At 57.0% G+C, this 26,618-nt stretch carries 22 protein-coding genes and 1 other RNA gene; 18 read left to right on the top strand and 5 right to left on the bottom strand.

All coding sequences use genetic code 11. From position 1 onward, the window contains the following. Positions 1–3 precede the first annotated feature (3 nt). Positions 4–1,473, top strand: coding sequence for an aldehyde dehydrogenase (locus tag ACQG0S_RS18150; RefSeq protein WP_022649335.1), 1,470 nt, complete (start codon positions 4–6; stop codon positions 1,471–1,473). A 13-nt stretch (positions 1,474–1,486) separates the two neighbouring features. Next, complete coding sequence (locus ACQG0S_RS18145) at positions 1,487–3,127, top strand: thiamine pyrophosphate-binding protein (RefSeq protein ID WP_426750663.1); 1,641 nt, start codon at positions 1,487–1,489, stop codon at positions 3,125–3,127. Between the two features lie 45 nt (positions 3,128–3,172). Here ACQG0S_RS18145 and ACQG0S_RS18140 read toward each other — a convergent pair whose 3' ends face one another. Next, a complete protein-coding gene (locus ACQG0S_RS18140) occupies positions 3,173–3,931 on the bottom strand; it encodes a M48 family metallopeptidase (protein WP_003860073.1) in 759 nt (252 codons plus the stop codon). A gap of 272 nt (positions 3,932–4,203) precedes the next feature. Here ACQG0S_RS18140 and tkt point away from each other — a divergent pair, with 272 nt between their 5' ends. The 7 genes from tkt to ACQG0S_RS18105 all read left to right on the top strand — a co-directional run bounded on the left by tkt (position 4,204) and on the right by ACQG0S_RS18105 (position 12,593). Next, a complete protein-coding gene (gene tkt, locus ACQG0S_RS18135) occupies positions 4,204–6,195 on the top strand; it encodes a transketolase (protein ID WP_041908344.1) in 1,992 nt (663 codons plus the stop codon). 356 nt (positions 6,196–6,551) lie between these two features. Continuing rightward, entirely contained in the window at positions 6,552–7,571 is a 1,020-nt protein-coding gene (gene epd / locus ACQG0S_RS18130) for an erythrose-4-phosphate dehydrogenase (RefSeq protein WP_022649326.1), read from the top strand. A 49-nt stretch (positions 7,572–7,620) separates the two neighbouring features. Beyond that, entirely contained in the window at positions 7,621–8,784 is a 1,164-nt protein-coding gene (gene pgk / locus ACQG0S_RS18125) for a phosphoglycerate kinase (RefSeq protein WP_015571809.1), read from the top strand. Positions 8,785–8,876: 92 nt separating this feature from the next. Further along, positions 8,877–9,956, top strand: coding sequence for a class II fructose-bisphosphate aldolase (fbaA, locus tag ACQG0S_RS18120; RefSeq protein ID WP_017692704.1), 1,080 nt, complete (start codon positions 8,877–8,879; stop codon positions 9,954–9,956). Positions 9,957–10,144: 188 nt separating this feature from the next. Continuing rightward, complete coding sequence (locus ACQG0S_RS18115) at positions 10,145–10,999, top strand: small-conductance mechanosensitive channel MscS (protein ID WP_022649325.1); 855 nt, start codon at positions 10,145–10,147, stop codon at positions 10,997–10,999. Positions 11,000–11,142: 143 nt separating this feature from the next. Next, a complete protein-coding gene (gene argO / locus ACQG0S_RS18110) occupies positions 11,143–11,778 on the top strand; it encodes an arginine exporter ArgO (RefSeq protein WP_003860085.1) in 636 nt (211 codons plus the stop codon). A gap of 92 nt (positions 11,779–11,870) precedes the next feature. Beyond that, entirely contained in the window at positions 11,871–12,593 is a 723-nt protein-coding gene (locus ACQG0S_RS18105; RefSeq protein WP_022649323.1) for an oxidative stress defense protein, read from the top strand. A 42-nt stretch (positions 12,594–12,635) separates the two neighbouring features. Here the strand turns inward: ACQG0S_RS18105 and argP are convergent, their stop codons facing one another. After that, entirely contained in the window at positions 12,636–13,529 is an 894-nt protein-coding gene (gene argP, locus ACQG0S_RS18100) for a DNA-binding transcriptional regulator ArgP (protein ID WP_003860089.1), read from the bottom strand. Positions 13,530–13,656: 127 nt separating this feature from the next. On the opposite strand from argP, the gene rpiA reads away from it, so the two are divergent. Both rpiA and serA read left to right on the top strand, forming a co-directional pair. Beyond that, positions 13,657–14,316, top strand: a complete 660-nt coding sequence (gene rpiA, locus ACQG0S_RS18095) for a ribose-5-phosphate isomerase RpiA (protein ID WP_022649322.1) — start codon at positions 13,657–13,659, stop codon at positions 14,314–14,316. 265 nt (positions 14,317–14,581) lie between these two features. Continuing rightward, entirely contained in the window at positions 14,582–15,814 is a 1,233-nt protein-coding gene (serA, locus tag ACQG0S_RS18090; protein WP_022649321.1) for a phosphoglycerate dehydrogenase, read from the top strand. A 204-nt stretch (positions 15,815–16,018) separates the two neighbouring features. Here serA and ACQG0S_RS18085 read toward each other — a convergent pair whose 3' ends face one another. The 3 genes from ACQG0S_RS18085 to zapA form a co-directional block, all read right to left on the bottom strand. Further along, the gene (locus ACQG0S_RS18085; RefSeq protein ID WP_022649320.1) at positions 16,019–16,615 is read right to left on the bottom strand and encodes a 5-formyltetrahydrofolate cyclo-ligase; all 597 of its coding nucleotides are present in this window, start codon (positions 16,613–16,615) and stop codon (positions 16,019–16,021) included. A gap of 24 nt (positions 16,616–16,639) precedes the next feature. Next, positions 16,640–16,823: non-coding RNA, 6S RNA (ssrS, locus tag ACQG0S_RS18080), on the bottom strand. Positions 16,824–16,864: 41 nt separating this feature from the next. After that, positions 16,865–17,194: a cell division protein ZapA gene (zapA, locus tag ACQG0S_RS18075; protein WP_003860096.1), complete on the bottom strand. Its 330-nt coding sequence runs from the start codon at positions 17,192–17,194 to the stop codon at positions 16,865–16,867. A 167-nt stretch (positions 17,195–17,361) separates the two neighbouring features. Here zapA and ACQG0S_RS18070 point away from each other — a divergent pair, with 167 nt between their 5' ends. The 7 genes from ACQG0S_RS18070 (at position 17,362) to gcvP (ending at position 26,581) form a co-directional block, all read left to right on the top strand. Further along, complete coding sequence (locus tag ACQG0S_RS18070; RefSeq protein WP_074142809.1) at positions 17,362–17,940, top strand: YecA family protein; 579 nt, start codon at positions 17,362–17,364, stop codon at positions 17,938–17,940. Positions 17,941–17,971: 31 nt separating this feature from the next. After that, on the top strand, positions 17,972–19,285 hold the full coding sequence (gene pepP, locus ACQG0S_RS18065) for a Xaa-Pro aminopeptidase (RefSeq protein WP_100248979.1): 1,314 nt from the start codon (positions 17,972–17,974) through the stop codon (positions 19,283–19,285). Further along, the gene (gene ubiH / locus ACQG0S_RS18060; protein WP_048966711.1) at positions 19,282–20,460 is read left to right on the top strand and encodes a 2-octaprenyl-6-methoxyphenyl hydroxylase; all 1,179 of its coding nucleotides are present in this window, start codon (positions 19,282–19,284) and stop codon (positions 20,458–20,460) included. The genes pepP and ubiH overlap by 4 nt, the downstream gene beginning before the upstream one ends. 12 nt (positions 20,461–20,472) lie before the next feature. Then, positions 20,473–21,675, top strand: a complete 1,203-nt coding sequence (gene ubiI / locus ACQG0S_RS18055) for an FAD-dependent 2-octaprenylphenol hydroxylase (RefSeq protein ID WP_022649317.1) — start codon at positions 20,473–20,475, stop codon at positions 21,673–21,675. Between the two features lie 397 nt (positions 21,676–22,072). Beyond that, a complete protein-coding gene (gcvT, locus tag ACQG0S_RS18050; RefSeq protein ID WP_003860107.1) occupies positions 22,073–23,167 on the top strand; it encodes a glycine cleavage system aminomethyltransferase GcvT in 1,095 nt (364 codons plus the stop codon). 23 nt (positions 23,168–23,190) lie between these two features. Further along, positions 23,191–23,580, top strand: coding sequence for a glycine cleavage system protein GcvH (gcvH, locus tag ACQG0S_RS18045; RefSeq protein ID WP_006811885.1), 390 nt, complete (start codon positions 23,191–23,193; stop codon positions 23,578–23,580). A gap of 127 nt (positions 23,581–23,707) precedes the next feature. Next, positions 23,708–26,581: an aminomethyl-transferring glycine dehydrogenase gene (gene gcvP / locus ACQG0S_RS18040; protein WP_045308801.1), complete on the top strand. Its 2,874-nt coding sequence runs from the start codon at positions 23,708–23,710 to the stop codon at positions 26,579–26,581. Positions 26,582–26,618 lie beyond the last annotated feature (37 nt).

The raw sequence follows: 26,618 nt of genomic DNA, 5'->3' as shown, positions 1-26,618 counted from the left end.
ACGATGGACGATCTGAAGATTTTTATCGGCGGCCAGTGGCGACACGGCGGAGGTAACCCGATGCAGAGCCACTTCCCGGCAGACGGGTCGATCAATGCGACGCTGAACGCCGCCAGTCTGGATGACCTGGAGGAGGCGGTAGACGCCGGAGAGCGCGCCTGGCGCGATCCAGCCTGGCGTAACAGCCTTCCGCACGTGCGGGCGAAGATCCTGCACAAGGTGGCGGATCTTATTGAATCCCGTGTGGATGAACTGGCGCAGATGCAGAGCCGGGATAACGGCAAGCCGCTGGCGGAAGCGTGCGGGCTGGTGATGAGCGCGGCGGGAACGGCGCGCTACTTTGCCGCCGCCTGCGAGCTGCTGGAAGGGGAACTTCCGACACCGCGCCAGCCGGATCTGCTGACGCTGAGCCGCTACGAGCCCCTTGGCGTGGTAGCGGCCATCACGCCGTGGAACTCGCCGATTGCCAGCGAAATGCAGAAGGTCGCACCGGCGATTGCCGCCGGGAACGCGGTGATCCTCAAGCCCGCCGAAGCCACGCCGCTGATGGCGCTGGAGTTGGCGCGGATTTTTGAACAGGCCGGGCTGCCCGCCGGGCTGCTGAGCGTGCTGCCGGGCAAAGGCTCGGTGATTGGTGATGCGCTGGCGCGTCATCCTCGCGTGCGCAAAATTTCCTTTACCGGCGGAACCACTACGGGCCGTCATCTGGCGCACGTGGCGGCGGAAAAACTGATCCCGGCCTCGCTGGAGCTGGGCGGCAAATCGCCGACTATCGTGCTGGAGGATGCCGATATCGAACAGGCGGCGCGTGGGATCTGCTACGGCATTTTCAGCTCGGCGGGGCAGGCGTGCATCGCCGGATCGCGGCTGTTTATCCACGAGAGTATTTACGCCCCGCTGATGGCGAGGCTGCTGGAATTAACTCGCGGGCTGCGCGTCGGGCATCCGTTTACCGACGGCGTGCATGTAGGACCGCTGATCGGCGAGAAACATCGCCAGAGCGTGATCGAGTACGTCGAACTTGCGAAGCGGGAAGGGGGCCGCGTGCTGTGCGGCGGCGAGATCCCCGCCGATCCCGCTCTGGCAAACGGCAGCTTCTTCCAGCCAACCATTATCGAAGGGCTACACAACAGCGCCCGCGCATGTCAGGAAGAGATCTTCGGCCCGGTGCTGGTGGCGATGCCGTTTGGCGATGAAGCGGCGCTTATTCGCGAGGCGAACGACTCGGTTTACGGCCTGGCGGCGGGGATCTGGACGCGCGATACCGGGCGCGCCCTGCGTCTCAGCGAGCAGCTGGAGGCAGGCACGGTGTGGATCAACACCTACAAAGTTTTTGCGATTTCGACCCCGTTCGGGGGCTTTAAAGAGAGCGGTCTGGGCCGCGAGAAGGGTATCCAGGGGCTGAAAGCCTGGATGCAACAAAAGAGCATTTATCTGGCGACGGGTAACAGCGTCAACCACTGGTGCGACTGAGAAAGGGTGAGCAATGAGCGAAATGATAACCGTCGGCGACGCCATCGCCAGAACGCTGGAGCAGTATCAGGTTGAGGCCATCTACGGCGTCATCTCCATTCACAACCTGCCGATAGCGGATGCGGTTGGGCAGCGGGGTAATATCCGCTTTGTACCCGCGCGCGGTAAAGCCGGTTCCGTCACCATGGCCGATGCTCACGGGCGCTTTTCCGGCCTCGGCGTGGCGCTGACCAGCACCGGCGCGGGGGCCGGGAACGCGGTAGGCGCGCTGGTGGAAGCGATGAATGCCTGCACGCCGCTGCTGCATTTAACCGGGCAGGTAGAGAAAGCCTGGCTGGACGCCGACACCGGGTTTATCCATGAAACCCGCGATCAGCTGACCTTCCTGAAGGCCAGCTCAAAACGGGCGTACCGTATCAGCAATGCGAATCAGGCGATAGCCATTCTGCATAAAGCCATCCAGGACGCGCAGACCCCGCCGTGCGGACCGGTTTCGGTGGAAATCCCGATTGATATTCAGGGCGCCAAAATTCCGCTGTCGCTGGTAACCGCCCCGGTCAAACCGGCATCGGTTCCAGCCGTGGATACCGGGATGGTTGACGCGCTGTGGGCGCAACTCAAACAGGCGAAACAGCCGCTGCTGTGGCTGGGCGGCGGGGCGCTGGGAAGCGCTGAGGCGGTGAAAAAACTGGCGGATGCGGGCATCACCGTGATTTCCAGCACCCACGCGCGCGGCGTGCTGCCGGACGACCACCGCGCCAGCCTGCGGGCGTTCCACAACTCGCCGTCGGTGGAGGCGCTGATTGCGCAGTGTGATTTTACGCTGGTGGCCGGTTCACGTCTGCGCAGCAACGAAACCCGCTCCTGGACGCTTGAGCTGCCGTCCCCGCGCGTGCAGATTGATATCGACCCGGCGGCAGCCAGCCGTAACTACTTGATGGATAGCACGTTGATAGCCGATTGTTCAGCGCTGCTTGGCGCGCTGGCTAAAAAAGTGCAGGGCCGCGAGTGGGGCAACGCCCAGTGGGATATGCAGGTGCAGCAGGCGGTCGGGCAAGCTGAGCAGGGGCTGCGCGAGCAGTGCGGCGCCTATGCGAAGCTTAACGACGCCATAGAAAAAGCCTTGCCGAAAGACGGCCTGCTGGTGCGCGATATCACCGTGTCCGGCAGCCTGTGGGGTAGCCGCCTGTTCAGGGCTAACGGCCCGCTGCTGAACATTCACTCTCTCGCCGGGGCGATTGGTATGGGACTGCCGATGGCCATCGGCACCGCGATTGCCAACCCGCAGCGTAAGGTGGTGGGACTGGTGGGCGACGGCGGCCTGAGCCTCAATTTAGGCGAGCTGGCGACGCTGGCGCAGGAGAAAGCCAACGTGACGCTGCTCATCATGAACGACGGGGGCTACGGCGTAATGCGCGGTATTCAGGATAAATATTTTGGCGGGCGTCAGTATTATAACGCGCTGCATACACCGGACTTTACCCTGCTGGCGCAGGCGATTGGGCTACAGGCCTGGAGCGTTGAGCGGACTGAGGATTTTGATGCGGTGATGACGGAAGCGCTGGCGATGCCGGGGCCGTCGGTGGTAGAAGTGCGGATGGGGCAGATTGGCGCCCTGAAGTTTGCCGGGCCGCCACAGAAAACGCTGTACTGATTGAGCCTTGTTGCCCGGTAGCGCGGCGCGCACCGGGCCGAAGTTTTATTTAATTCCGTCTGCCGCCATGCGGTCACGGATATGCTGCGCGCGTTCAACGGAGGCCGGGTGATCGTCAAACATGGAGCTTTGACGGCCTTCCTCCAGTTTCGCCAGTTTTTCGAAGCTGGTGGCTAAACCCGATGGATTGATGCCGCGTTTGCGCAACAGATCGTAAGAGTAGTCATCCGCTTCCGACTCCTGACGCTGGGAGAACTGGGAGTTAACCAGTTTCTCACCCACGTCGCCTAGCTGCGACTGGGACAGGCTGCCGACAATGCCGCCCGCAGAGGCCGCCGCAGCACGCACGGCATTGGTGCCCAGCGCAACCTGCATCCCTTTCTTCACGTGACCGAGAGCAACGTGACCCATTTCATGGCCGATCACCGCTTCCACTTCGTTGTCGGTCATCATGTCCATCAGGCCGCTGTAAACGCGGATACAGCCGTTAGCCATCGCGAAGGCGTTGACGTCTTTCGCCATATACACCTTGTAGTTCACCGGCTGACCGTTAATGTTGTCGCCCAGCGCGGAAGCAATCTTGTTCAGACGCTGCGTGTAGGTGCTGTTTGCCGGGGCAAGCGTAGCTTTTCCATCCATATCCTTACAGGCCTCGTCGCTCAGCGCTTTCACCTGCGCATCGCTCAATGAGTAGGCCTGAAAAGCTTCTGCGCCTGAGGTCATCAGGCCGTTAGAATCCATATTCTGACAGCCGCTTAGCAGGAGCGTTGTTCCCACAGCCAGCCCAATTGCACGCATTTTCATGATGTTGCTTCCGTACTCGTTAATCTGAATTAATTCCGAAAAATGCACCGTCAACGAAGCCGGTGTCGGGCTAAGTATAAGGAATATCTACAGGGGCGGGCGAGTAGATTGCGCAACATGCGAGCATGATCCAGAGATTTCTTAAGCTGCAAAAGAATGGTCCATGTACATGCCCTGCGGCTTGGGTTACATTGTTGGCACTTTTTTCCGGCGTAGCCCAAAACGCGCTGTCGTCAAGGGCATGGCCTTTAACAGTCCGATCTGGAGTTAAAATGTCCTCACGTAAAGAGCTTGCTAATGCTATTCGTGCGCTGAGCATGGACGCAGTACAGAAAGCCAAATCCGGCCACCCGGGCGCCCCTATGGGCATGGCTGACATCGCCGAAGTCCTGTGGCGTGATTTCCTTAACCACAACCCGCAGAACCCGGCATGGGCAGACCGCGACCGTTTCGTGCTGTCTAACGGCCATGGCTCTATGCTGATCTACAGCCTGCTGCACCTCACTGGCTACGATCTGCCAATCGAAGAGCTGAAAAATTTCCGTCAGCTGCACTCCAAAACTCCAGGTCACCCGGAAGTGGGCTACACCGCTGGCGTTGAAACCACTACCGGTCCGCTGGGTCAGGGCATTGCGAATGCCGTGGGTATGGCGATTGCTGAGAAGACCCTGGCGGCACAGTTCAACCGTCCTGGCCACGACATCGTTGACCACTTCACCTATGCGTTCCTGGGCGACGGCTGCATGATGGAAGGCATTTCTCACGAAGTGTGCTCCCTGGCAGGCACCCTGAAGCTGGGTAAACTGGTTGCGTTCTACGACGACAACGGCATCTCCATCGACGGTCACGTTGAAGGCTGGTTCACTGACGACACCGCCGCACGTTTCGAAGCCTACGGCTGGCACGTTGTGCGCGGCGTTGATGGCCACGATGCTGACTCGATTAAACGTGCCGTAGAAGAAGCGCGCGCCGTGACCGACAAACCGTCCCTGCTGATGTGCAAAACCATCATCGGCTTCGGTTCTCCGAACAAAGCGGGCACTCACGACTCCCACGGCGCACCACTGGGCGACGCGGAAATCGCACTGACCCGTGAAGCGCTTGGCTGGAAACACCCTGCCTTCGAAATCCCATCTGAAATCTACGCGCAGTGGGATGCGAAAGAAGTGGGCCAGGCGAAAGAAGCAGCCTGGAACGAGAAGTTCGCGGCTTACGCGAAAGCCTTCCCACAGGAAGCGGCTGAATTCACCCGTCGTATGAAAGGCGACATGCCGTCTGACTTCGACGCGAAAGCGAACGAGTTCATTGCGAAGTTGCAGGCGAACCCGTCTAAAATCGCCAGCCGTAAAGCGTCTCAGAATGCGATCGAAGCGTTTGGTCCTCTGCTTCCAGAATTCCTCGGCGGCTCCGCTGACCTGGCGCCATCTAACCTGACCCTGTGGTCTGGCTCTAAGCCAATCAACGAAGACACTGCCGGTAACTACATCCATTATGGTGTACGTGAATTCGGTATGACCGCGATTGCCAACGGTATCGCTCTGCACGGTGGTTTCCTGCCGTACACCTCTACCTTCCTGATGTTCGTAGAATATGCACGTAACGCCGTGCGTATGGCTGCGCTGATGAAACAGCGTCAGGTGATGGTCTACACCCACGACTCCATCGGTCTGGGCGAAGATGGTCCAACTCACCAGCCGGTAGAGCAGGTGGCTTCCCTGCGCGTGACCCCGAACATGAGCACATGGCGTCCATGTGACCAGGTTGAATCTGCGGTGGCGTGGAAATACGGCGTTGAGCGTCAGGACGGCCCGACCGCGCTGATCCTCTCCCGTCAGAACCTGGCGCAGCAGGAGCGTACCCCAGAGCAGTTGGCAAACATCGCCCGCGGTGGTTACGTGCTGAAAGATTGCGCGGGCCAGCCTGAGCTGATCTTTATCGCGACCGGTTCTGAAGTTGAACTGGCCGTTGCCGCATGGGAAAAACTGACTGCTGAAGGCGTGAAAGCGCGTGTGGTTTCTATGCCATCTACCGATGCGTTCGACAAGCAGGATGCCGCGTACCGCGAATCCGTACTGCCTAAAGCGGTCTCCGCTCGCGTGGCAGTGGAAGCGGGTATCGCTGACTACTGGTTCAAATACGTTGGCCTGAACGGCGCTATCGTCGGTATGACCACGTTTGGTGAGTCTGCGCCGGCTGAACAGCTGTTTGAAGAGTTTGGCTTCACCGTTGAGAACGTTGTCGCTAAGGCGAAAGAACTGCTGTAATTGCCTTTTTGCCCGGTGGCGCTAACGCTTACCGGGCCTACAAATGGCATAAAATGTAGGCCGGGTAAGCGTTAGCGCCACCCGGCTTTTTTGTATGCACGATTCCTCAGACATGTAACTGCTCTGTAAATTATTCCACCGAAAATGTGATGCAAGTCATATAGCTCGCTTATTCATCTGGACAGAGATTCCTTTTATTCCCCGATTCGCTTATTCTTGCTGAAGCGTTTCAGTCGATTAAATGTTCGACAATTGACCAATCAATCGCAGTTTGTGACAGCAAGGATTCCCCTTCGGGCGTCGCTGGATTACTCTTTCAGCCACCTCAAACTCAGGGATAGCTTTGCAGGAGATCTATGACCGTACGCGTAGCGATTAATGGCTTCGGTCGCATCGGGCGCAACGTGGTTCGTGCTTTATATGAATCCGGGCGTCGTGCGGAAATCACCGTGGTGGCAATCAATGAACTGGCGGATGCTGCGGGCATGGCGCATTTGTTGAAATATGACACCAGCCACGGTCGCTTTGCCTGGGACGTTCGCCAGGAAAGGGAACAGCTGTTCGTCGGTGACGATGCCATCCGCGTGCTGCATGAGAACAGTATTGAAGAGCTGCCCTGGCGCGAACTGGGTGTGGATGTGGTGCTGGACTGTACCGGCGTGTACGGTAACCGTGAACATGGCGAAGCGCATCTGAATGCTGGCGCGAAAAAAGTGCTGTTCTCCCATCCCGGCAGTCACGACCTCGACGCCACCGTCGTGTTTGGTGTTAACCAGCACGAGCTGCAGGCTGAACACCGCATTGTCTCCAACGCCTCCTGTACCACCAACTGCATTATTCCGGTCATTAAACTGTTAGACGATGCGTATGGCATTGAATCCGGTACCGTGACCACGATTCACTCCGCCATGCACGATCAGCAGGTTATCGACGCCTACCATCCGGATTTACGACGCACTCGCGCGGCGAGCCAGTCCATCATTCCGGTGGATACGAAACTGGCTGCCGGGATCACGCGTATTTTCCCGCAGTTTAACGACCGTTTCGAAGCGATTGCCGTGCGCGTCCCGACGATAAACGTCACCGCAATCGATCTTAGCGTGACGGTGAAAAAACCGGTAAAAGCCTGTGAAGTCAACCTGTTGCTGCAAAAAGCGGCACAGGGAGCATTTCATGGTATAGTTGACTATACGGAATTACCGTTGGTCTCAGTAGATTTTAACCACGACCCGCACAGCGCCATCGTGGATGGCACGCAGACGCGAGTCAGTGGTGCGCACCTCATCAAGACGCTGGTCTGGTGTGATAACGAATGGGGCTTTGCTAACCGAATGCTCGACACCACGTTAGCCATGGCCGCAAAAGGTTTCAGGTAGAGCGCACCTTGCGCTTGCAAAACTTTAAGAATCAACGAGAGGATTCACCATGTCTGTAATTAAGATGACCGATCTGGATCTGGCAGGTAAACGCGTTTTCATCCGTGCCGATCTGAACGTACCGGTTAAAGATGGCAAAGTGACCAGCGACGCGCGTATCCGTGCATCTCTGCCAACCATTGAACTGGCTCTGAAGCAGGGCGCTAAAGTGATGGTCACCTCCCACCTGGGCCGTCCAACTGAAGGCGAGTACAACGAAGAGTTCTCTCTGCTGCCGGTTGTTAATTACCTGAAAGACAAACTGTCCAGCCCGGTTCGCCTGGTGAAAGATTACCTGGACGGCGTGGAAGTTGCCGAAGGTGAGCTGGTTGTTCTGGAAAACGTTCGCTTCAACAAAGGCGAAAAGAAAGACGACGAAACCCTGTCCAAAAAATACGCTGCGCTGTGCGACGTATTCGTGATGGATGCATTCGGTACGGCTCACCGTGCGCAGGCTTCTACCCACGGTATCGGTAAATTCGCAGACGTCGCCTGTGCAGGTCCACTGCTGGCTGACGAACTGGAAGCTCTGGGTAAAGCACTGAAAGAACCTGCTCGTCCGATGGTCGCTATCGTTGGTGGTTCTAAAGTTTCTACCAAACTGACCGTTCTGGATTCTCTGTCCAAAATTGCTGACCAGCTGATCGTTGGCGGTGGTATCGCGAACACCTTCGTTGCTGCGCAAGGCCACAACGTGGGTAAATCCCTTTACGAAGCGGATCTGGTTGACGAAGCCAAACGTCTGCTGAGCACCTGTGATATCCCGGTTCCAACTGACGTTCGCGTGGCGACCGAGTTCTCCGAAACTGCTACCGCAACCCTTAAATCTGTTAATGACATCAAAGATGAAGAGCAGATTCTGGACCTGGGCGACGTTTCTGCACAGAAACTGGCTGAAATTCTGAAAAACGCAAAAACTATCCTGTGGAACGGTCCTGTCGGCGTGTTCGAATTCCCGAACTTCCGCAAAGGGACTGAAATCGTGGCTAACGCTATCGCAGACAGCGAAGCGTTCTCTATCGCAGGCGGTGGTGACACCCTGGCAGCTATCGACCTGTTCGGTATCGCTGACAAGATCTCCTACATCTCCACTGGTGGCGGCGCATTCCTCGAATTCGTGGAAGGCAAAGTCCTGCCAGCAGTAGCAATGCTCGAAGAGCGCGCTAAGAAGTAAGCCATTCAGGGGCAGGGAAACCTGCCCAATTTTCAGCGCGCTTATCAGAGCTCGCACCTTTTCTAACGGCCGAAGATACAGGACTAAGCAACATGTCTAAAATTTTTGATTTCGTAAAACCTGGCGTTATCACTGGTGATGACGTACAGAAAGTGTTCCAGGTAGCTAAAGAAAACAACTTCGCTCTGCCAGCAGTTAACTGCGTAGGTACCGACTCCATCAACGCCGTACTGGAAACCGCTGCAAAAGTTAAAGCACCGGTTATCGTTCAGTTCTCTAACGGCGGCGCTGCGTTTATCGCAGGTAAAGGCGTGAAAACTGACGTTCCTCAGGGCGCTGCTATCCTGGGTGCTATCTCTGGCGCACATCATGTTCACCAGATGGCTGAGCACTACGGTGTTCCGGTTATCCTGCACACTGACCACTGCGCGAAAAAACTGCTGCCATGGATCGACGGTCTGCTGGACGCAGGTGAAAAACACTTCGCAGCAACCGGTAAGCCACTGTTCTCTTCTCACATGATCGACCTGTCCGAAGAGTCTCTGGAAGAAAACATCGAGATCTGCTCTAAGTACCTGGCGCGTATGTCCAAAATGGGCATGACCCTGGAAATCGAACTGGGTTGCACCGGCGGTGAAGAAGACGGTGTGGACAACAGCCACATGGACGCTTCTGCTCTGTACACTCAGCCAGAAGACGTTGATTACGCTTACACCGAGCTGAGCAAAATCAGCCCACGCTTCACCATCGCAGCATCCTTCGGTAACGTGCACGGCGTGTACAAGCCAGGTAACGTGGTTCTGACCCCGACCATCCTGCGTGATTCTCAGGAATATGTGTCTAAGAAACACAACCTGCCGCACAACAGCCTGAACTTCGTCTTCCACGGCGGTTCCGGTTCTTCTGCTCAGGAAATCAAAGATTCCGTAAGCTACGGCGTAGTGAAAATGAACATCGATACCGACACCCAGTGGGCAACCTGGGACGGTATCCTGCAATACTACAAAACCAACGAAGCTTACCTGCAAGGTCAGCTGGGCAACCCGAAAGGCGAAGACCAGCCGAACAAGAAATACTACGATCCACGCGTATGGCTGCGCGCTGCCCAGACTTCTATGATTACTCGTCTGGAGCAGGCTTTCAAAGAACTGAACGCGGTTGACGTTCTGTAATTTGAACTGCTGACAGCACATCAGAAGGCCCGCAAATGCGGGCCTTTTTTTATGCTTTTTCAATATCCTGCAATACCTGATTTTGTGATCTGTTTGGCATTACCCGCTCTTTTTGTTTACCCTTTACTGACCTGCCTGTCCCCTTAAGGGATAGATTTTGTGTTTTGGTTTAGCAAAAGGAAGAATAAATGGAACAACTTGATGTTGTAGACAGCATCAATCACGCGGGTAACTGGCTGGTGCGCAACCAGGCGCTACTGCTGAGCTACGCTGTGAATATTGTTGCCGCTATTGCCATCATCATTGTCGGGATGATCGTGGCGCGTATCGTATCGAACGCGGTCAACCGGGTGATGGTTGCACGACACATTGACGCCACGGTCGCCGATTTCCTCTCCGCGCTGGTGCGTTACGGCATCATCGCCTTTACGCTGATTGCGGCGCTGGGGCGTGTCGGCGTGCAGACGGCATCCGTCATCGCTGTGCTCGGTGCTGCCGGTCTGGCCATTGGTCTGGCATTACAGGGTTCGCTGTCGAACCTGGCGGCGGGCGTACTGCTGGTAACCTTCCGTCCGTTCCGTTCCGGTGAATACGTGGATTTAGGCGGGATCGCGGGTACCGTGTTGCAGGTACAGATTTTCTCTACCACTCTGCGTACTGTCGACGGTCGTATTGTGGTGGTACCGAACGGGAAAATCATTGCCGGCAATATCATTAACTTCTCCCGCGAGCCGGTGCGTCGTAACGAGCTGATCATCAGCGTGGCGTACGATTCCGATATCGATCAGGTGAAGTCTCTGATTACCAACATCATTGCTTCAGATGACCGTATTCTGAAGGACCGCGAGCAGACCGTTCGTCTGAATGAACTGGGCGCATCATCCATTAATTTTGTGGTGCGCATCTGGAGCAAAAGCAGCGATCTGCAAAACGTATACTGGGATGTGCTGGAGCGCATTAAGCGTGACTTCGATGCTAACGGCATCAGCTTCCCGTACCCGCAGATGGACGTAAACGTCAAAAAAGTCAAAGAAGCAGAGTAACGTCTCCGTAGGCCCGGTAAGCGTCAGCGACACCGGGCTTTTCTTTTATTAGCCCCGCTAATCCCCAATTAATATTATCCATTTCCTCTAATGTCGTTCCCGCAGTATAGTCTGCCCCAGGACAACTCTGCGAGAATTACGTTATGTTATCTTACTATTTTCAAGGGCTTGCGTTAGGTGCGGCCATGATCCTTCCCCTTGGTCCACAAAATGCGTTCGTGATGAATCAGGGCATCCGCCGTCAGTACCATCTGATGATTGCCTTGCTGTGCGCGGTGAGCGATCTGCTGTTGATTTGCGCCGGGATTTTTGGCGGCAGCGCCCTGTTGATGCAGTCGCCGTGGCTGCTGGCACTGGTTACCTGGGGCGGCGTAGCGTTTCTGCTGTGGTACGGGTTTGGCGCCCTGAAAACGGCCATGAGCAGCAATCTTGAGCTGGCGAGCGCCGAAGTGATGAAGCAAGGGCGCTGGAAGATTATCGTCACCATGCTCGCCGTGACATGGCTTAACCCGCACGTTTATCTTGATACGTTCGTGGTGCTCGGCAGCCTGGGTGGACAGCTGGACGTTGAGCCCAAACGCTGGTTTGCGCTCGGTACGGTCAGCGCCTCCTTCCTCTGGTTCTTTGGTCTTGCGATCCTGGCGGCATGGCTGGCACCACGACTGCGTACCGCCAAAGCGCAGCGCATTATCAATACCCTGGTGGGGCTGGTGATGTGGTTTATTGCCTTCCAGCTGGCGAAAGAGGGCATTCATCACGTACAGGGATTGTTCAACTAAGCGTTGTCTTATGGACATCTGAACAAGACCCGCTAAGCTTGCTGGCATGAGCCCTGTTAACAGGGCACTCTTCGCAACATGGAGGAATGACAGTGAAGTTTAAGGTGATGGCCCTGGCGGCATTAGTAAGTTTAGGTGCGGTGTCGGTGCAGGCGAATGAACTGCCAAACGGCCCGCACATTGTCACTTCAGGTACGGCAAGCGTGGATGCGGTACCGGATGTTGCAACCCTGGCAATTGAAGTGAACGTGGCGGCGAAAGATGCTGCTTCCGCCAAGAAACAGGCAGACGATCGTGTTGCGCAATACCTCTCTTTCCTGGAACAGAACGGTGTCGCGAAAAAAGACATCAGCTCTGCGAACCTGCGTACTCAACCGGATTACGATTACCAGAACGGCAAAAGCATCCTGAAAGGCTATCGCGCCGTGCGTACTGTAGAAGTGACCGTGCGCCAGCTTGATAAGCTCAACGGATTGCTGGATGGTGCGCTGAAGGCTGGGCTGAACGAAATTCGTTCCGTCTCGCTGGGCGTTGCGCAACCGGAGAAGTATAAAGACGAAGCGCGTAAAGCGGCGATTGATGATGCCATTCATCAGGCGCAGCAGCTGGCATCCGGCTTCAAGAGCAAGCTCGGTCCGGTTTACAGCGTGCGTTACCACGTCTCAAACTACCAGCCAAGCCCGATGGTGCGGATGATGAAAGCGGATGCCGCGCCGGTTTCTGCTCAGGAAACCTACGAGCAGCCAACCATTCAGTTCGACGATCAGGTTGATGTGGTGTTCCAGCTGGAGCCGACTGAAAAGCCAGCTCAGTAACCCGTAGGCCGGGTAAGGCGAAGCCGCCACCCGGCTTGTTTTTCAATCCTGTCTTAACACCTTATGCCCAAACGCCAGCAGCGCGTCGGTGACGTTGCGCATCATGCGGCTTTCCGGCGCAAAACGGTGCCAGTACAACATCCGGCGCTGATACAGCCCCGGAGTTAAATCAATCAGCTCACCGCTTTTCAACTCTTTCTCAATCTGCAGATGCGGGATCATGCAGCAGGTGGTTCCCTGACGTGCAAGCTGCACGAAGGCTTCGGACGAGTTAACGATATGACACGGCACGCTGCCCGGCGGCAGATCGAAGTTTTGCTGCAGGAAGGCCTGATGCATATCGTCCAGATGGTCGAACGCGACGGCAGGCGCTTTCAGCAGCGCGGCGCGGGTCACACCGTTCGGGAAATAGCGCTCGGCAAAGGCTTTTGAACCGACGAAGAGGTAATCCAGCGCGCCCAACTGATCCACCAGACAGCTTGGCAGCGCCTGAGGCTGAATACTGACGGCACCAACCACTTCGCCGCGACGCAGGCGTTCCTGGGTGCGGGTTTCATCTTCAACCTGGAGATTCAGGCGGATAGGGGAGTCGGCCAGCACCGGCGCAAGGGCCGGCAGCAGCCAGGTTGCCAGACTGTCGGCGTTCACCGCCAGCGACAGCAGCAGCGGCGTGGAGCCGGTCTGTTCATCGCCCAGCCACTCATCTTCCAGCAGTTCAACCTGACGTAGCAGGGCGAGGAGCTTTTGTCCTTGCTCCGTTGGACGCGGCGGTACGGTACGCACCAGCAGCGGCTGCCCGAACATGTTTTCAAGCTGTTTGATACGCTGTGATACGGCGGACTGGGTGATACACAGCTTTTGCGCCGCGCGCTCAAAACCGCGTTCACGAATAACTGCATCAAGTGCCTGTAGTGTTCTGTAGTCCGGACGTTTCATTGCTCTGGCTGACTCCTTAATTTTGCTTAATCTGCACTATGACACAATTTTCCCTTCGTGGCAGACGAAATCCATTCGACGTGTTCTATAATGCGCCCTGAGTTTTCACACCACAGGCAAAACGATCATGACGCAGGATGAACTGAAAAAAGCAGTAGGATGGGCCGCTCTCCAGTACGTACAGCCGGGTACCATTGTCGGTGTTGGTACGGGATCGACGGCGGCGCACTTTATCGATGCGCTGGGCACGATGAAGGGGCAAATCGAGGGCGCGGTTTCGAGCTCCGATGCTTCCACGGAAAAGCTGAAAAGCCTCGGCATCACTGTTTTCGACCTCAACGAAGTGGACCGTCTGGGCATTTACGTTGATGGCGCGGATGAAATCAACGGCCACATGCAGATGATCAAAGGCGGTGGCGCGGCGCTGACCCGTGAAAAAATCATTGCCTCCGTGGCGGATAAGTTCATCTGCATCGCGGACGCCTCCAAGCAGGTCGACATTCTGGGGAGTTTCCCGCTGCCGGTCGAAGTGATCCCGATGGCGCGCAGTGCCGTGGCACGTCAACTGGTGAAGCTGGGTGGTCGTCCGGAATACCGTCAGGGTGTGGTGACCGACAACGGCAACGTGATCCTCGACGTTCACGGCCTTGAGATCCTCGATGCCATTGCGCTGGAAAATGCGATCAACGGCATTCCGGGCGTCGTTACCGTAGGGTTATTTGCCAACCGTGGCGCGGACGTGGCGCTGATCGGCACGGCTGACGGTGTAAAAACCATCGTAAAATGATCTGACGGGGGGAGCGCTCCCCCCGCTAAAAAATTTTGAAAAGCTAAATTCGGTGACTTGTGTCACGTTTTTCCGCCTCTTTTGCCGATCCTGCCGCGTTTGTAAATTTCCATAGCATTTTCCTCTGTCATTTTGCTCTGTATGACTTTTCTTCAGAGTGCCGACGCAAACGTTCATATTGCTGCAATAGTTTTTTTTGATATGTTGGCTGCACGGGATTTATATCCAGCACAACATCAGTTCAGATAAAAACAGGGTCGGGTAAATGGCAAAGGTATCACTGGAGAAAGACAAGATTAAATTCCTGCTGGTTGAAGGCGTGCACCAGAAAGCGCTCGATAGCCTTCGCGCTGCAGGTTACACCAACATCGAATTTCACAAAGGCGCGCTGGATACTGAAGAGCTGAAAGCGTCCATCCGTGATGCCCATTTCATTGGCCTGCGATCCCGTACCCAACTGACTGAAGACGTTATTGCTGCGGCGGAAAAGCTGGTGGCGATTGGCTGTTTCTGTATCGGTACCAACCAGGTTGATCTGAATGCCGCCGCAAAACGCGGTATCCCGGTTTTTAACGCCCCGTTCTCCAACACCCGTTCCGTGGCGGAGCTGGTGATTGGCGAGCTGCTGCTACTCCTTCGCGGTATTCCGGAAGCTAACGCCAAAGCGCACCGCGGCGTGTGGAATAAACTGGCCGCGGGCTCCTACGAAGCGCGTGGTAAAAAACTCGGGATTATTGGTTACGGCCACATCGGTACGCAGCTCGGTATTCTGGCGGAATCCCTTGGCATGCACGTGTTTTTCTACGATATCGAAAACAAACTGCCGCTGGGTAACGCGACGCAGGTGCAGCATCTTTCTGACCTGCTGAACATGAGCGACGTGGTCAGCCTGCACGTGCCGGAAAATGCGTCCACCAAAAACATGATGGGAGCGGAAGAGCTGGCGCTGATGAAGCCGGGCTCACTGCTGATCAACGCCGCGCGCGGTACAGTAGTCGATATTCCTGCGCTGTGCGATGCGCTGAAGCGTAAGCATCTGGCGGGTGCGGCGATTGACGTGTTTCCGACGGAACCGGCCACCAACAGCGATCCGTTCACCTCTCCACTGTGCGAGTTCGACAACGTGATCCTGACGCCGCACATCGGCGGTTCTACTCAGGAAGCGCAGGAGAATATCGGCCTGGAAGTGGCGGGCAAGCTGAGCAAATATTCCGACAACGGTTCAACGCTCTCTGCGGTGAACTTCCCGGAAGTGTCTCTGCCGCTACACGGCGGGCGTCGTCTGCTGCACATTCACGAAAACCGTCCGGGCGTGCTGACTGCTATCAACCAGATCTTTGCCGAACAGGGCGTCAACATTGCCGCGCAGTATCTGCAAACGAACGCGCAGATGGGTTATGTGGTGATTGATATTGAAGCGGATGAAGACATTGCCGAGAAAGCTTTGCAGAGCATGAAGGCCATTCCGGGGACGATTCGCGCGCGTCTGCTGTACTGATAGTGCGGTCTGTGGTGTCGGGTGGCGCTTACGCTTACCCGACCTGCAATGTTCGTGCGGTCTGTGTGTCGGGTGGCGCTTACGCTTACCCGACCTACAATGTTCGTGCGGTCTGTGTGTCGGGTGGCGCTTACGCTTACCCGACCTACAAGGTTCGAGGATTTATGTAGGCCGGGTAAGGCGTAGCCGCCACCCGGCTTTGTTCTACCAGGTCCAGGTTTTACTTGGCGTCACCACCGCCGGCAACGGCACATCCCATTTCTCCACGGGTAATGCCTCCACGCCCTGACAATCATGCGCATAGCCCACCGGCTGCAACCCGTACTGCTGCCAGTTTTGTAGCGTTCTGTCGTAAAAACCACCGCCCATTCCCAGGCGCTGTCCCTGCTCGTCAAATGCCACCAGCGGCGTAATCAGCACATCCAGTTCAGATAGCGGCAGCACATCGCGCACGTCGAGTTTGGGTTCGGTGATTTTCAGACGATTCACCACCAGCTCGCTGTGCGGATGGTAGTGCAGAAACAGCAGATTGCCCCGGCTAAAGGGATGCAGCACCGGCAGATAAACTTTTTTCCCGGCGCGCCAGAGCTGGTCGATAAGCGGTTGGGTATCCAGCTCACCATCAAACGAAAGAAACAAGGCGACGGTGTTTGCCATCACCACAGGCGGATAGGCCATCATACGGGCGGCGGCCTGCTGGGCAAACTGTGCCTGTTGTTCGGCGCTTAAGGCACGACGACGCTGGCGAATGAGCTGACGGATATCCTGGCGTGAAGCAGAAACTTCAGGGAATTGAGTCATGGTTGTTGGTAGAAGAAGAGAGAGGGAATCTCCGAGATGCCGCCGCAGGCTGTAACCCTTGAACCCTTGGTTCAAGGTGAATGTGTCGTCATAGTTTTAAGGCTTCTCGGACGGACCGAGCATGCTCACCAACCATGGAGCGCCACATTCTTGTGGTATGAAATATCGGCTCAGGGGACTGGCCCGCTTGCAAACATCTCAGAGAAATTTTGTCTTCACAGTTACTCTACCATAGTCAACTGAGAAGTGTTATTCAAACTTTGGTCCCGGTCTTTCAGGACTGCGACCTTGATCAAGCAATGCCTGTTCAATGGTCTGCTGGAGCATTTTAATGCGCTGCTCCATGCTTGCCGCGTAATCGCGGGTCTTCGCTTTTTCCTGAGTCAGTTCATAGCTGATGTTCAACGCGGCGATGAAAACCAGCTGCTCAGTATTTGTGACTCTAGTGCGTTCTTTTAGATCTTGCAACCGCTGATTCAAATCGTCCGCAGCCTGATTCAAAGCATCCCTTTGTTCAGGCGGACAATTCACTCGCAGTGAACGGCCAAAAATCTGGAGATCGACGGGTTGTGCAGACATGCCACCTTCCTGCTGATTGACTGCGCTGCCTTCGCTTACTGCCCCGGGGGCTGCGAAGGGGCGACACTATAGCTACCCTGATGTGAAGATACAAGCCCTTTTCTGGTATCACCAGGGTCCAAAGTGGTAGCATATCATGAATATCCTCCCTTTGATGACGAATGCGTATGTCTATACAGAACGAAATGCCTGGTTACAAGGATTTAAACCAGTTACTGAACCAGCAGGGAGTCGGTCTAACCCCTGCCGAAATGCACGGTCTGATCAGCGGCATACTGTGCGGCGGAAACAGCGACAGCTCATGGCTGCCGCTGATCCACGACCTCACCAACGAAGGGCTGGCATTTGGCCACGAACTGGCGGAAGCGCTGCGTAAAATGCACGCCACAACCAGCGATTCCCTGGAAGACGATGGCTTTCTTTTTCAGCTTTATCTGCCTGAAGGCGACGATGTCAGCGTCTTCGATCGCGCTGATGCGCTCGCGGGTTGGGTAAACCACTATCTGCTTGGCCTGGGCGTAACCCAGCCTAAACTGGATAAAGTGACCGGCGAAGCGGGTGAAGCGATCGACGATCTGCGTAACATCGCCCAGCTCGGCTACGATGAAGACGAAGACCAGGAAGAGCTGGAGATGTCTCTCGAAGAGATCATCGAGTACGTGCGCGTGGCGTCTCTGCTGTGCCACGACAACTTTACGCGCTCGCAGCCGACCGCGCCGGAAGTTCGCAAGCCAACATTACACTAAGAAAAATAACGCACAGGAGGGTGTCATGGTTATCTCCAGTCAAGAGTATTCTCGCCGTCGTCAGGCGCTGCTGGCAAAAATGCAGCCGGGAAGCGCTGCCCTGATTTTCGCCGCGCCGGAAGTGACGCGCAGCGCCGACAGCGAATACCCCTATCGCCAGAGCAGTGATTTCTGGTACTTCACCGGGTTTAACGAGCCGGAAGCGGTACTGGTGCTGATTAAAAGCAATGACACCCACAACCACAGCGTGATTTTCAACCGCGTTCGCGATCTGACTGCGGAAATCTGGTTTGGTCGCCGCTTAGGGCAGGAGGCGGCGCCGGGAAAACTGGGCGTGGATCGCGCGCTGGCCTACAGCGAAATCAACCAGCAGCTCTATCAACTGCTCAACGGCCTGGACGTGCTCTATCACGCACAGGGTGAATACGCCTATGCGGATGAGATTGTTTTCACTGCGCTGGATAAGCTACGTAAAGGCTCACGTCAGAATTTGTCTGCACCCGCAACCCTGACAGACTGGCGACCGGTGGTGCATGAGATGCGCCTGTTTAAGTCTGAAGAAGAGCTGAATGTGATGCGCCGCGCGGGCGAAATCAGCGCCCTGGCGCATACCCGTGCCATGGAAAAGTGCCGTCCCGGTATGTTCGAGTACCAGCTTGAAGGGGAAATTCACCATGAATTTAACCGTCACGGCGCGCGCTTCCCGTCCTATAACACCATCGTAGGCGGCGGGGAAAACGGCTGCATTCTGCACTACACCGAAAACGAAAGTGAACTGCGCGACGGCGATCTGGTGCTGATTGACGCCGGCTGTGAATATCAGGGTTACGCGGGTGACATCACCCGTACCTTCCCGGTGAACGGTAAATTCACCCCAGCGCAGCGTGAAATCTATGACATCGTGCTTGAGTCTCTGGAGACCGCGCTGACGCTGTTCCGCCCTGGCACCTCCATTCAGGAGGTTACGGGCGAGGTGGTGCGCATCATGATTACCGGGCTGGTGAAGCTTGGCATTCTGAAAGGCGATGTGGACACCCTTATAACCGAAAACGCCCATCGCCCGTACTTTATGCATGGCCTGAGCCACTGGCTGGGGCTGGATGTGCATGACGTGGGGGCATACGGTCCGGAACGTTCGCGCGTGCTGGAGCCTGGCATGGTGCTGACCGTTGAGCCGGGGCTGTACATCGCGCCGGATGCCGACGTGCCGGAACAGTACCGCGGGATCGGCATTCGTATTGAAGATGACATCGTCATCACCGAAACCGGTAACGAAAACCTGACCGCGACCGTGGTGAAAAAAGCCGACGACATCGAGGCGCTGATGGCGGCGGCACGCGGATGAGCGTAATCATTGTTGGCGGAGGCATGACCGGCGCTACTCTGGCGTTGGCTATTTCGCAGTTAACCCAGGGCCAGCTTCCGGTGCATCTGGTTGAGGCGGTCGCGCCGCAGGCGACCGATCATCCCGGTTTCGACGCCCGCGCTATCGCGCTGGCGCAGGGAACCTGTCAGCAGCTTGCGCGTATTGGGATCTGGCAGGCGATAGCGGATTGCGCAACGGCGATCGGCACCGTTCACGTCAGCGATCGCGGGCACGCCGGGTTTGTGACGCTGGATGCCCACGATTACCGGATCGAGGCGCTGGGGCAGGTTGTCGAGCTGCATGACGTAGGGCTGCGGCTGTTCCGTCTTTTACAGGACGCGCCTGGCGTCACGCTGCACTGTCCGGCGCGCGTCGCCAGCTTTAGCCGCCGTGACGAAGCCGTCAGCGTGACGCTGGACAACGGCACCACGCTGGAGGGGGAACTGCTGGTGGCGGCGGATGGTTCACGCTCCGCGATCGCCACGCAGTGCGGCGTCGAATTGCGCTCTGAACCCTATGGGCAGGTGGCGGTCATCGCTAACGTCTCTACGGCTGGCACGCATAACGGCAGGGCATTTGAGCGCTTCACTGAGCACGGCCCGCTGGCCATGCTGCCGATGTCGAACGGGCGCTGCTCGCTGGTGTGGTGCCATGCGCAGGACCGGGCCGATGAGGTTCTCTCCTGGTCCGACGAACGTTTTAGTTCCGAGCTGCAAAAAGCCTTCGGCTGGCGGCTTGGGCGTATCACCCAGGCCGGAAAACGCGTGGCCTATCCGCTCGCGCTGACGACCGCATCGCAGACTGTCTCCCATCGCGTCGCTCTGGTCGGCAACGCCGCGCAGACGCTGCACCCCATCGCCGGGCAAGGCTTTAACCTTGGCCTGCGCGACGTGATGAGCCTGGCTGAGCTACTGGCGCAGACGTGGAGCGAACAACAGGATTGTGGCGCATACTCAGTGCTTAGCCATTACCAGAAACGACGTCAGGCGGACAAAGCGGCGACCATTGGCGTTACCGACGGTTTAGTCCACCTGTTTGCCAATCGCTGGGCACCGCTGGTTGCGGGTCGCAACCTTGGGCTGATGGCGATGGAACTGTTCATTCCGGCACGTGACGTGCTGGCGCAGCGGACCCTGGGTTGGGTCGCGCGTTAAGGAGTAATCACCGTGCAAAATGTTGATGTCGCCATTGTCGGCGGCGGAATGGTAGGACTGGCGCTGGCCTGTGGTTTACAGGGCAGCGGCCTGCGCGTGGCGGTGCTTGAGCAAAACGCGCCGCAGCCCGTGGCGCAGGATGCACCGCCGGAGCTGCGCGTCTCGGCGATCAATGCCGCCAGCGAAAAGCTACTGACGCACCTTGGCGTCTGGTCTGAAATCGTGGCGCTGCGTGCCAGCTGTTACCATGGCATGGAAGTGTGGGATAAAGACAGCTTCGGCCATATCGCGTTTGACGATGAAAGCATGGGCTACAGCCACCTTGGGCACATCGTTGAAAACGCGGTGATCCACCACGCGCTGTGGCAAAAAGCGCAGCAGTGCAGCGACGTCACGCTGATCGCACCGGCGAAACTTCAGCAGGTGGCGTGGGGCGAAAACGACGCGTTTATCACTCTTGAAAGCGGCGACATGCTGACCGCGCGGCTGGTAGTGGGTGCCGACGGCGCCAATTCCTGGCTGCGTAACAAAGCGGATATTCCGCTGACCTTCTGGGATTACCGTCATCACGCCCTGGTTGCCACAATCCGCACCGAAGAGCCGCATGGCGGCGTGGCGCGCCAGATTTTCCACAATGATGGCATTCTGGCCTTCCTGCCGCTTGCCGATCCGCATCTCTGCTCCATCGTCTGGTCTTTAGAGCCGGAGAAAGCGCAGCAGATGCAGGAGGCGACGCCGGACGCCTTTAATCAGGCGCTATGCGTGGCGTTTGATAACCGTCTGGGCCTGTGCACGCTTGAAAGCGAACGCCAGGCGTTTCCGTTAACCGGTCGCTACGCGCGTCAGTTTGCGGCGCACCGTCTGGCGTTGGTGGGGGATGCGGCGCATACGATTCATCCGCTGGCCGGGCAGGGGGTGAACCTCGGCTTTATGGACGCGGCCGAGCTGGTTGAAGAGCTGCGTCGTCTGCATCGGGAAGGTAAAGATATTGGTCAGCATCTGTATCTGCGTCGCTACGAGCGCAGCCGCAAACACAGTGCGGCGATGATGCTGGCGGGTATGCAGGGCTTCCGCGAGCTATTTGCCGGAGCGAACCCGGCGAAAAAACTGCTGCGCGATATCGGCCTCAAACTGGCCGACACCCTTCCCGGCGTCAAACCGCAGCTTCTTCGTCAGGCAATGGGCCTTAACGATCTTCCCGACTGGTTACGTTAATCTCGATCCCCGTCACACTTTATTTTCCCGGCCTTCGCGCCGGGGAAATCTCCTCGTTTGAAATAATCTAATTTCACGTCATTTTTCGCATTAGAAAATCTAATCTTACTATTTTTATGTTACGGAAATTCGGCCCGTTTTTCCGCACGAAATATCACCATCTGCTAAATCCTGTTAGCTCGATGTTAATTTTATGCGGGTTTAATCGCATTTTACCAGTGAATAACTCTGTAGGCTTTTCAGCGATTTTTGGTCATAAGCTAATGTGATGACCCGTTTTACCTTATGGTTAACCGCCGGTTTCGGTGGTAAGTTCAGGTAAAAGAGAACGTTTGCGTCGGCCCCCGATCGCGAGGTCGACACCGGGTTTCACGGTGAATTTTTCAACGAGGAAAAGATGGCTCAACAGACTCCTTTGTACGAACAGCACGTGTTATGCGGCGCCCGCATGGTGGACTTCCACGGCTGGATGATGCCGCTGCACTACGGCTCGCAGATTGATGAGCACCACGCGGTGCGCACCGATGCCGGTATGTTCGACGTGTCTCATATGACGATTGTCGACCTGCGCGGAAGCCGCACCCGGGAGTTTTTGCGTTATCTGTTGGCAAACGACGTCGCCAAACTAAAAACGCCGGGCAAAGCGCTCTATACCGGCATGCTTAATGCCTCTGGCGGCGTGATTGACGACCTCATCGTCTACTACTTCACCGAAGATTTCTTCCGCCTCGTTGTAAACTCCGCCACCCGCGAAAAAGACCTCTCCTGGATTTCCCAACACGCTGAACCTTACGCCATCGACATCACCGTTCGTGACGATCTGTCGCTGATTGCGGTGCAGGGGCCAAACGCCCAGGCGAAAGCCGCGTCTCTGTTCAGCGACGAGCAGCGCAAAGCAACCGAAGGCATGAAGCCGTTCTTCGGCGTGCAGGCGGGGGATCTGTTTATCGCCACCACCGGCTACACCGGTGAAGCGGGCTACGAAATTGCAATGCCAAACGAAAAGGCCGCCGATTTCTGGCGTGCGCTGGTGGAGGCGGGTGTGAAGCCTGCGGGCCTAGGCGCGCGCGATACGCTGCGTCTGGAAGCGGGGATGAACCTCTACGGTCAGGAGATGGACGAAGGCGTCTCACCGCTGGCGGCCAACATGGGCTGGACCATCGCGTGGGAACCGGCTGACCGTGATTTTATTGGCCGTGAAGCGCTGGAGATGCAGCGCGAGAAGGGCACTGAACAGCTGGTTGGCCTGGTGATGAAAGAAAAAGGCGTTCTGCGCGGCGAGCTGCCGGTGCGCTTCACCGATGCCGATGGCAATCATCGCGAAGGCGTGATCACCAGCGGAACGTTCTCCCCGACGCTCGGCTACAGTATTGCACTGGCACGCGTGCCAGCGGGGATTGGCGAAACGGCGGTGGTGCAGATCCGCAACCGCGAAATGCCGGTCAACGTGACCAAACCGATTTTTGTTCGCGCCGGTAAGCCGGTCGCCTAACTATTTTTATCAGGAGAACTTCAATGAGCAATGTGCCAGCAGAACTGAAATACAGCAAAGAACACGAGTGGCTGCGCAAAGAGGCGGACGGCACTTACACCGTTGGGATCACCGAGCACGCGCAGGAACTGCTGGGCGACATGGTGTTTGTTGACCTGCCGGAAGTGGGCGCAACCGTGAGCGCAGGCGACGACTGTGCGGTGGCGGAATCCGTTAAAGCGGCCTCTGACATCTACGCTCCGGTGAGCGGTGAAATTGTTGCCGTGAACGACGCGCTGAGCGACTCCCCGGAGCTGGTGAACAGCGAGCCTTATGAAGGCGGCTGGATCTTTAAGATCAAAGCCAGCGACGAAGCGCAGGTTGCCGCGCTGCTGGATGCGACCGCGTACGAAGCACTACTGGAAGACGAATAACGTTGTGCCGGATGGCGCTGCGCTTATCCGGCCTACAGATCTACGTAGGCCCGGTAAGCGTTAGCGCCACCGGGCAACAGCGTTACAGATAATTACGATTCACTGCACGTTTCAGGAACCATCGCTCATGACACAGACTTTAAGCCAGCTTGAAAACCGTGGCGCCTTCATTGAACGTCACATTGGGCCGGATGCTCAGCAACAGCAGGAGATGCTGAAGACAGTTGGCGCGGATTCATTAAACGCACTGATCGGCCAGATCGTGCCAAAAGACATCCAGCTTGCCACACCGCCGCAGGTAGGCGAGTCCACGACGGAGTTCGCCGCGCTGGCGGAGCTGAAGGCCATCGCCGGCCTTAACAAGCGCTATAAGTCTTACATCGGCATGGGCTACACCAACGTGCAGTTACCGCCGGTGATCCTGCGTAACATGCTGGAAAACCCGGGCTGGTACACCGCTTACACCCCGTATCAGCCAGAAGTCTCCCAGGGCCGTCTGGAAGCGCTGCTGAACTTCCAGCAGGTGACGCTGGATCTGACCGGTATGGATATCGCCTCTGCCTCGCTGCTGGATGAAGCCACTGCCGCCGCTGAAGCGATGGCGATGGCGAAGCGCGTGAGCAAGCTGAAAAACGCCAACCGCTTCTTCGTCGCGGCGGACGTGCATCCCCAGACGCTGGACGTGGTGCGCACCCGTGCGGAAACCTTCGGCTTTGAGGTGATTGTCGACGACGCTGACAAAGTGCTGGATCACCAGGACGTCTTCGGCGTGCTGTTACAGCAGGTGGGCACCACCGGGGAAGTGCATGATTACAGCGCGCTGATCGCCGAGCTCAAATCCCGTAAGGTTATTGTTAGCGTCGCCGCTGATTTTATGGCGCTGGTGCTGCTGACGGCGCCAGGTAAACAGGGCGCGGATATTGTCTTCGGCTCAGCGCAACGCTTCGGCGTGCCGATGGGCTACGGCGGCCCGCACGCGGCGTTCTTTGGCGCGAAAGATGAATTTAAACGTTCCATGCCAGGCCGTATTATCGGCGTATCGAAAGATGCCGCCGGTAACACCGCGCTGCGCATGGCGATGCAGACCCGCGAGCAGCATATCCGCCGCGAGAAAGCGAACTCCAACATCTGTACCTCGCAGGTGCTGCTGGCTAACATTGCCAGCTTATACGCGGTGTTCCACGGTCCGGCAGGTCTGAAACGCATTGCCAGCCGCATCCACCGTCTGGCCGATATCCTGGCCTGCGGTCTGCAACAGAAAGGTCTCAGACTGCGTCATGAGCACTACTTCGACACCCTGTGCGTCGAGGTGGCAGACAAAGCGGCCGTGCTGGCGCGCGCCGAGGCAGCACAAATCAACCTGCGCAGCGACATTCACAATGCGGTCGGCATTACGCTGGACGAAAGCACCACCCGTGACGATATCCTGACCCTGTTCAACGTATTGCTGGGTGACGCACAGGGTCTGGACGTTGATACGCTCGACAAAGAGGTTGCGCTCGACAGCCGCTCCATTCAGGAAAGCATGCTGCGCGACGACGCGATCCTGACTCACCCGGTGTTCAACCGCTATCACAGCGAAACCGAGATGATGCGTTACATGCACTCTCTGGAACGTAAAGATCTGGCGCTGAACCAGGCGATGATCCCGCTGGGCTCCTGCACCATGAAGCTGAACGCCGCGGCTGAGATGATCCCAATCACCTGGCCTGAATTCTCCGAGCTGCACCCGTTCTGCCCGGCTGAGCAGGCGGAAGGTTATCACATGATGATCAACCAGCTCTCCGACTGGCTGGTGAAGCTGACCGGGTACGACGCGCTCTGCATGCAGCCGAACTCCGGTGCGCAGGGTGAATACGCCGGTCTGCTGGCGATCCGTCACTATCACGAAAGCCGCAACGAAGGCCACCGCGATATCTGTCTGATCCCAAGCTCTGCCCACGGCACCAACCCGGCCTCTGCCCAGATGGCAGGGATGGAAGTGGTGGTCGTGGCGTGCGACAAAAACGGCAACATCGATCTGGCCGACCTGCGCGCCAAAGCAGAGCAGGCAGGCGACAAACTCTCCTGCATCATGGTGACCTACCCGTCCACCCACGGCGTGTACGAAGAAACGATCCGTGAAGTGTGTGAAGTGGTGCATCAGTTCGGCGGCCAGGTTTACCTCGACGGCGCGAACATGAACGCCCAGGTGGGCATTACCTCTCCGGGCTTTATTGGCGCGGACGTGTCGCACCTCAACCTGCATAAAACGTTCTGTATTCCGCACGGCGGCGGCGGCCCGGGCATGGGCCCAATCGGCGTCAAAGCGCACCTGGCACCGTTTGTGCCAGGCCATAGCGTGGTGCAGATTGAAGGCATGCTGACCCGTCAGGGCGCGGTCTCCGCGGCACCGTTCGGCAGCGCCTCTATCCTGCCAATCAGCTGGATGTACATCCGCATGATGGGCGCGGAAGGGCTGAAGCAAGCCAGCCAGGTGGCGATCCTCAACGCCAACTACATCGCAACGCGTCTGAAGGACGCCTATCCGGTGCTCTATACCGGTCGCGACGGTCGCGTGGCGCACGAATGCATCCTCGATATTCGTCCTCTGAAAGAAGAGACGGGCATCAGCGAGCTGGATATCGCCAAGCGTCTGATCGACTACGGCTTCCACGCGCCAACCATGTCGTTCCCGGTAGCGGGTACGCTGATGGTTGAGCCGACCGAGTCTGAAAGCAAGGTGGAGCTGGATCGCTTTATCGACGCCATGCTGGCGATCCGCAGCGAAATCGACCGCGTGAAAGGCGGGGAATGGACGCTGGAAGATAACCCCCTGGTTAACGCGCCACATACCCAGAACGAACTGGTGGCAGAGTGGAACCACGGTTATACCCGCGAGCTGGCTGTCTTCCCGGCAGGTGTAGCAAACAAATACTGGCCAACCGTGAAACGTCTTGATGATGTTTACGGCGACCGTAACCTGTTCTGCTCCTGCGTGCCGATGAGCGAATACCAGTAACGTTGTTCCTGTAGTAACGTAGGCCGGGTAAGGCGAA

It is taken from the genome of Enterobacter cloacae complex sp. 418I7 (assembly GCF_050030705.1).
GTDB classification, from domain to species: Bacteria; Pseudomonadota; Gammaproteobacteria; order Enterobacterales; family Enterobacteriaceae; genus Enterobacter; species Enterobacter intestinihominis.
Note: the sequence above shows the minus strand (reverse complement) of the source record. Positions and strands in the feature narration are given on the sequence as shown.

Bases quoted from the DNA above. Each gene is read 5' to 3' on its own strand.
- ACQG0S_RS18150 (WP_022649335.1), top strand. From the start codon at position 4: ATGGACGATCTGAAGATTTTTATCGGCGGCCAGTGGCGACACGGCGGA.
- ACQG0S_RS18145 (WP_426750663.1), top strand. From the start codon at position 1,487: ATGAGCGAAATGATAACCGTCGGCGACGCCATCGCCAGAACGCTGGAG.
- ACQG0S_RS18140 (WP_003860073.1), bottom strand. From the start codon at position 3,931: ATGAAAATGCGTGCAATTGGGCTGGCTGTGGGAACAACGCTCCTGCTA.
- tkt (WP_041908344.1), top strand. From the start codon at position 4,204: ATGTCCTCACGTAAAGAGCTTGCTAATGCTATTCGTGCGCTGAGCATG.
- epd (WP_022649326.1), top strand. From the start codon at position 6,552: ATGACCGTACGCGTAGCGATTAATGGCTTCGGTCGCATCGGGCGCAAC.
- pgk (WP_015571809.1), top strand. From the start codon at position 7,621: ATGTCTGTAATTAAGATGACCGATCTGGATCTGGCAGGTAAACGCGTT.
- fbaA (WP_017692704.1), top strand. From the start codon at position 8,877: ATGTCTAAAATTTTTGATTTCGTAAAACCTGGCGTTATCACTGGTGAT.
- ACQG0S_RS18115 (WP_022649325.1), top strand. From the start codon at position 10,145: ATGGAACAACTTGATGTTGTAGACAGCATCAATCACGCGGGTAACTGG.
- argO (WP_003860085.1), top strand. From the start codon at position 11,143: ATGTTATCTTACTATTTTCAAGGGCTTGCGTTAGGTGCGGCCATGATC.
- argP (WP_003860089.1), bottom strand. From the start codon at position 13,529: ATGAAACGTCCGGACTACAGAACACTACAGGCACTTGATGCAGTTATT.
- rpiA (WP_022649322.1), top strand. From the start codon at position 13,657: ATGACGCAGGATGAACTGAAAAAAGCAGTAGGATGGGCCGCTCTCCAG.
- serA (WP_022649321.1), top strand. From the start codon at position 14,582: ATGGCAAAGGTATCACTGGAGAAAGACAAGATTAAATTCCTGCTGGTT.
- ACQG0S_RS18085 (WP_022649320.1), bottom strand. From the start codon at position 16,615: ATGACTCAATTCCCTGAAGTTTCTGCTTCACGCCAGGATATCCGTCAG.
- zapA (WP_003860096.1), bottom strand. From the start codon at position 17,194: ATGTCTGCACAACCCGTCGATCTCCAGATTTTTGGCCGTTCACTGCGA.
- ACQG0S_RS18070 (WP_074142809.1), top strand. From the start codon at position 17,362: ATGTCTATACAGAACGAAATGCCTGGTTACAAGGATTTAAACCAGTTA.
- ubiH (WP_048966711.1), top strand. From the start codon at position 19,282: ATGAGCGTAATCATTGTTGGCGGAGGCATGACCGGCGCTACTCTGGCG.
- gcvT (WP_003860107.1), top strand. From the start codon at position 22,073: ATGGCTCAACAGACTCCTTTGTACGAACAGCACGTGTTATGCGGCGCC.
- gcvH (WP_006811885.1), top strand. From the start codon at position 23,191: ATGAGCAATGTGCCAGCAGAACTGAAATACAGCAAAGAACACGAGTGG.
- gcvP (WP_045308801.1), top strand. From the start codon at position 23,708: ATGACACAGACTTTAAGCCAGCTTGAAAACCGTGGCGCCTTCATTGAA.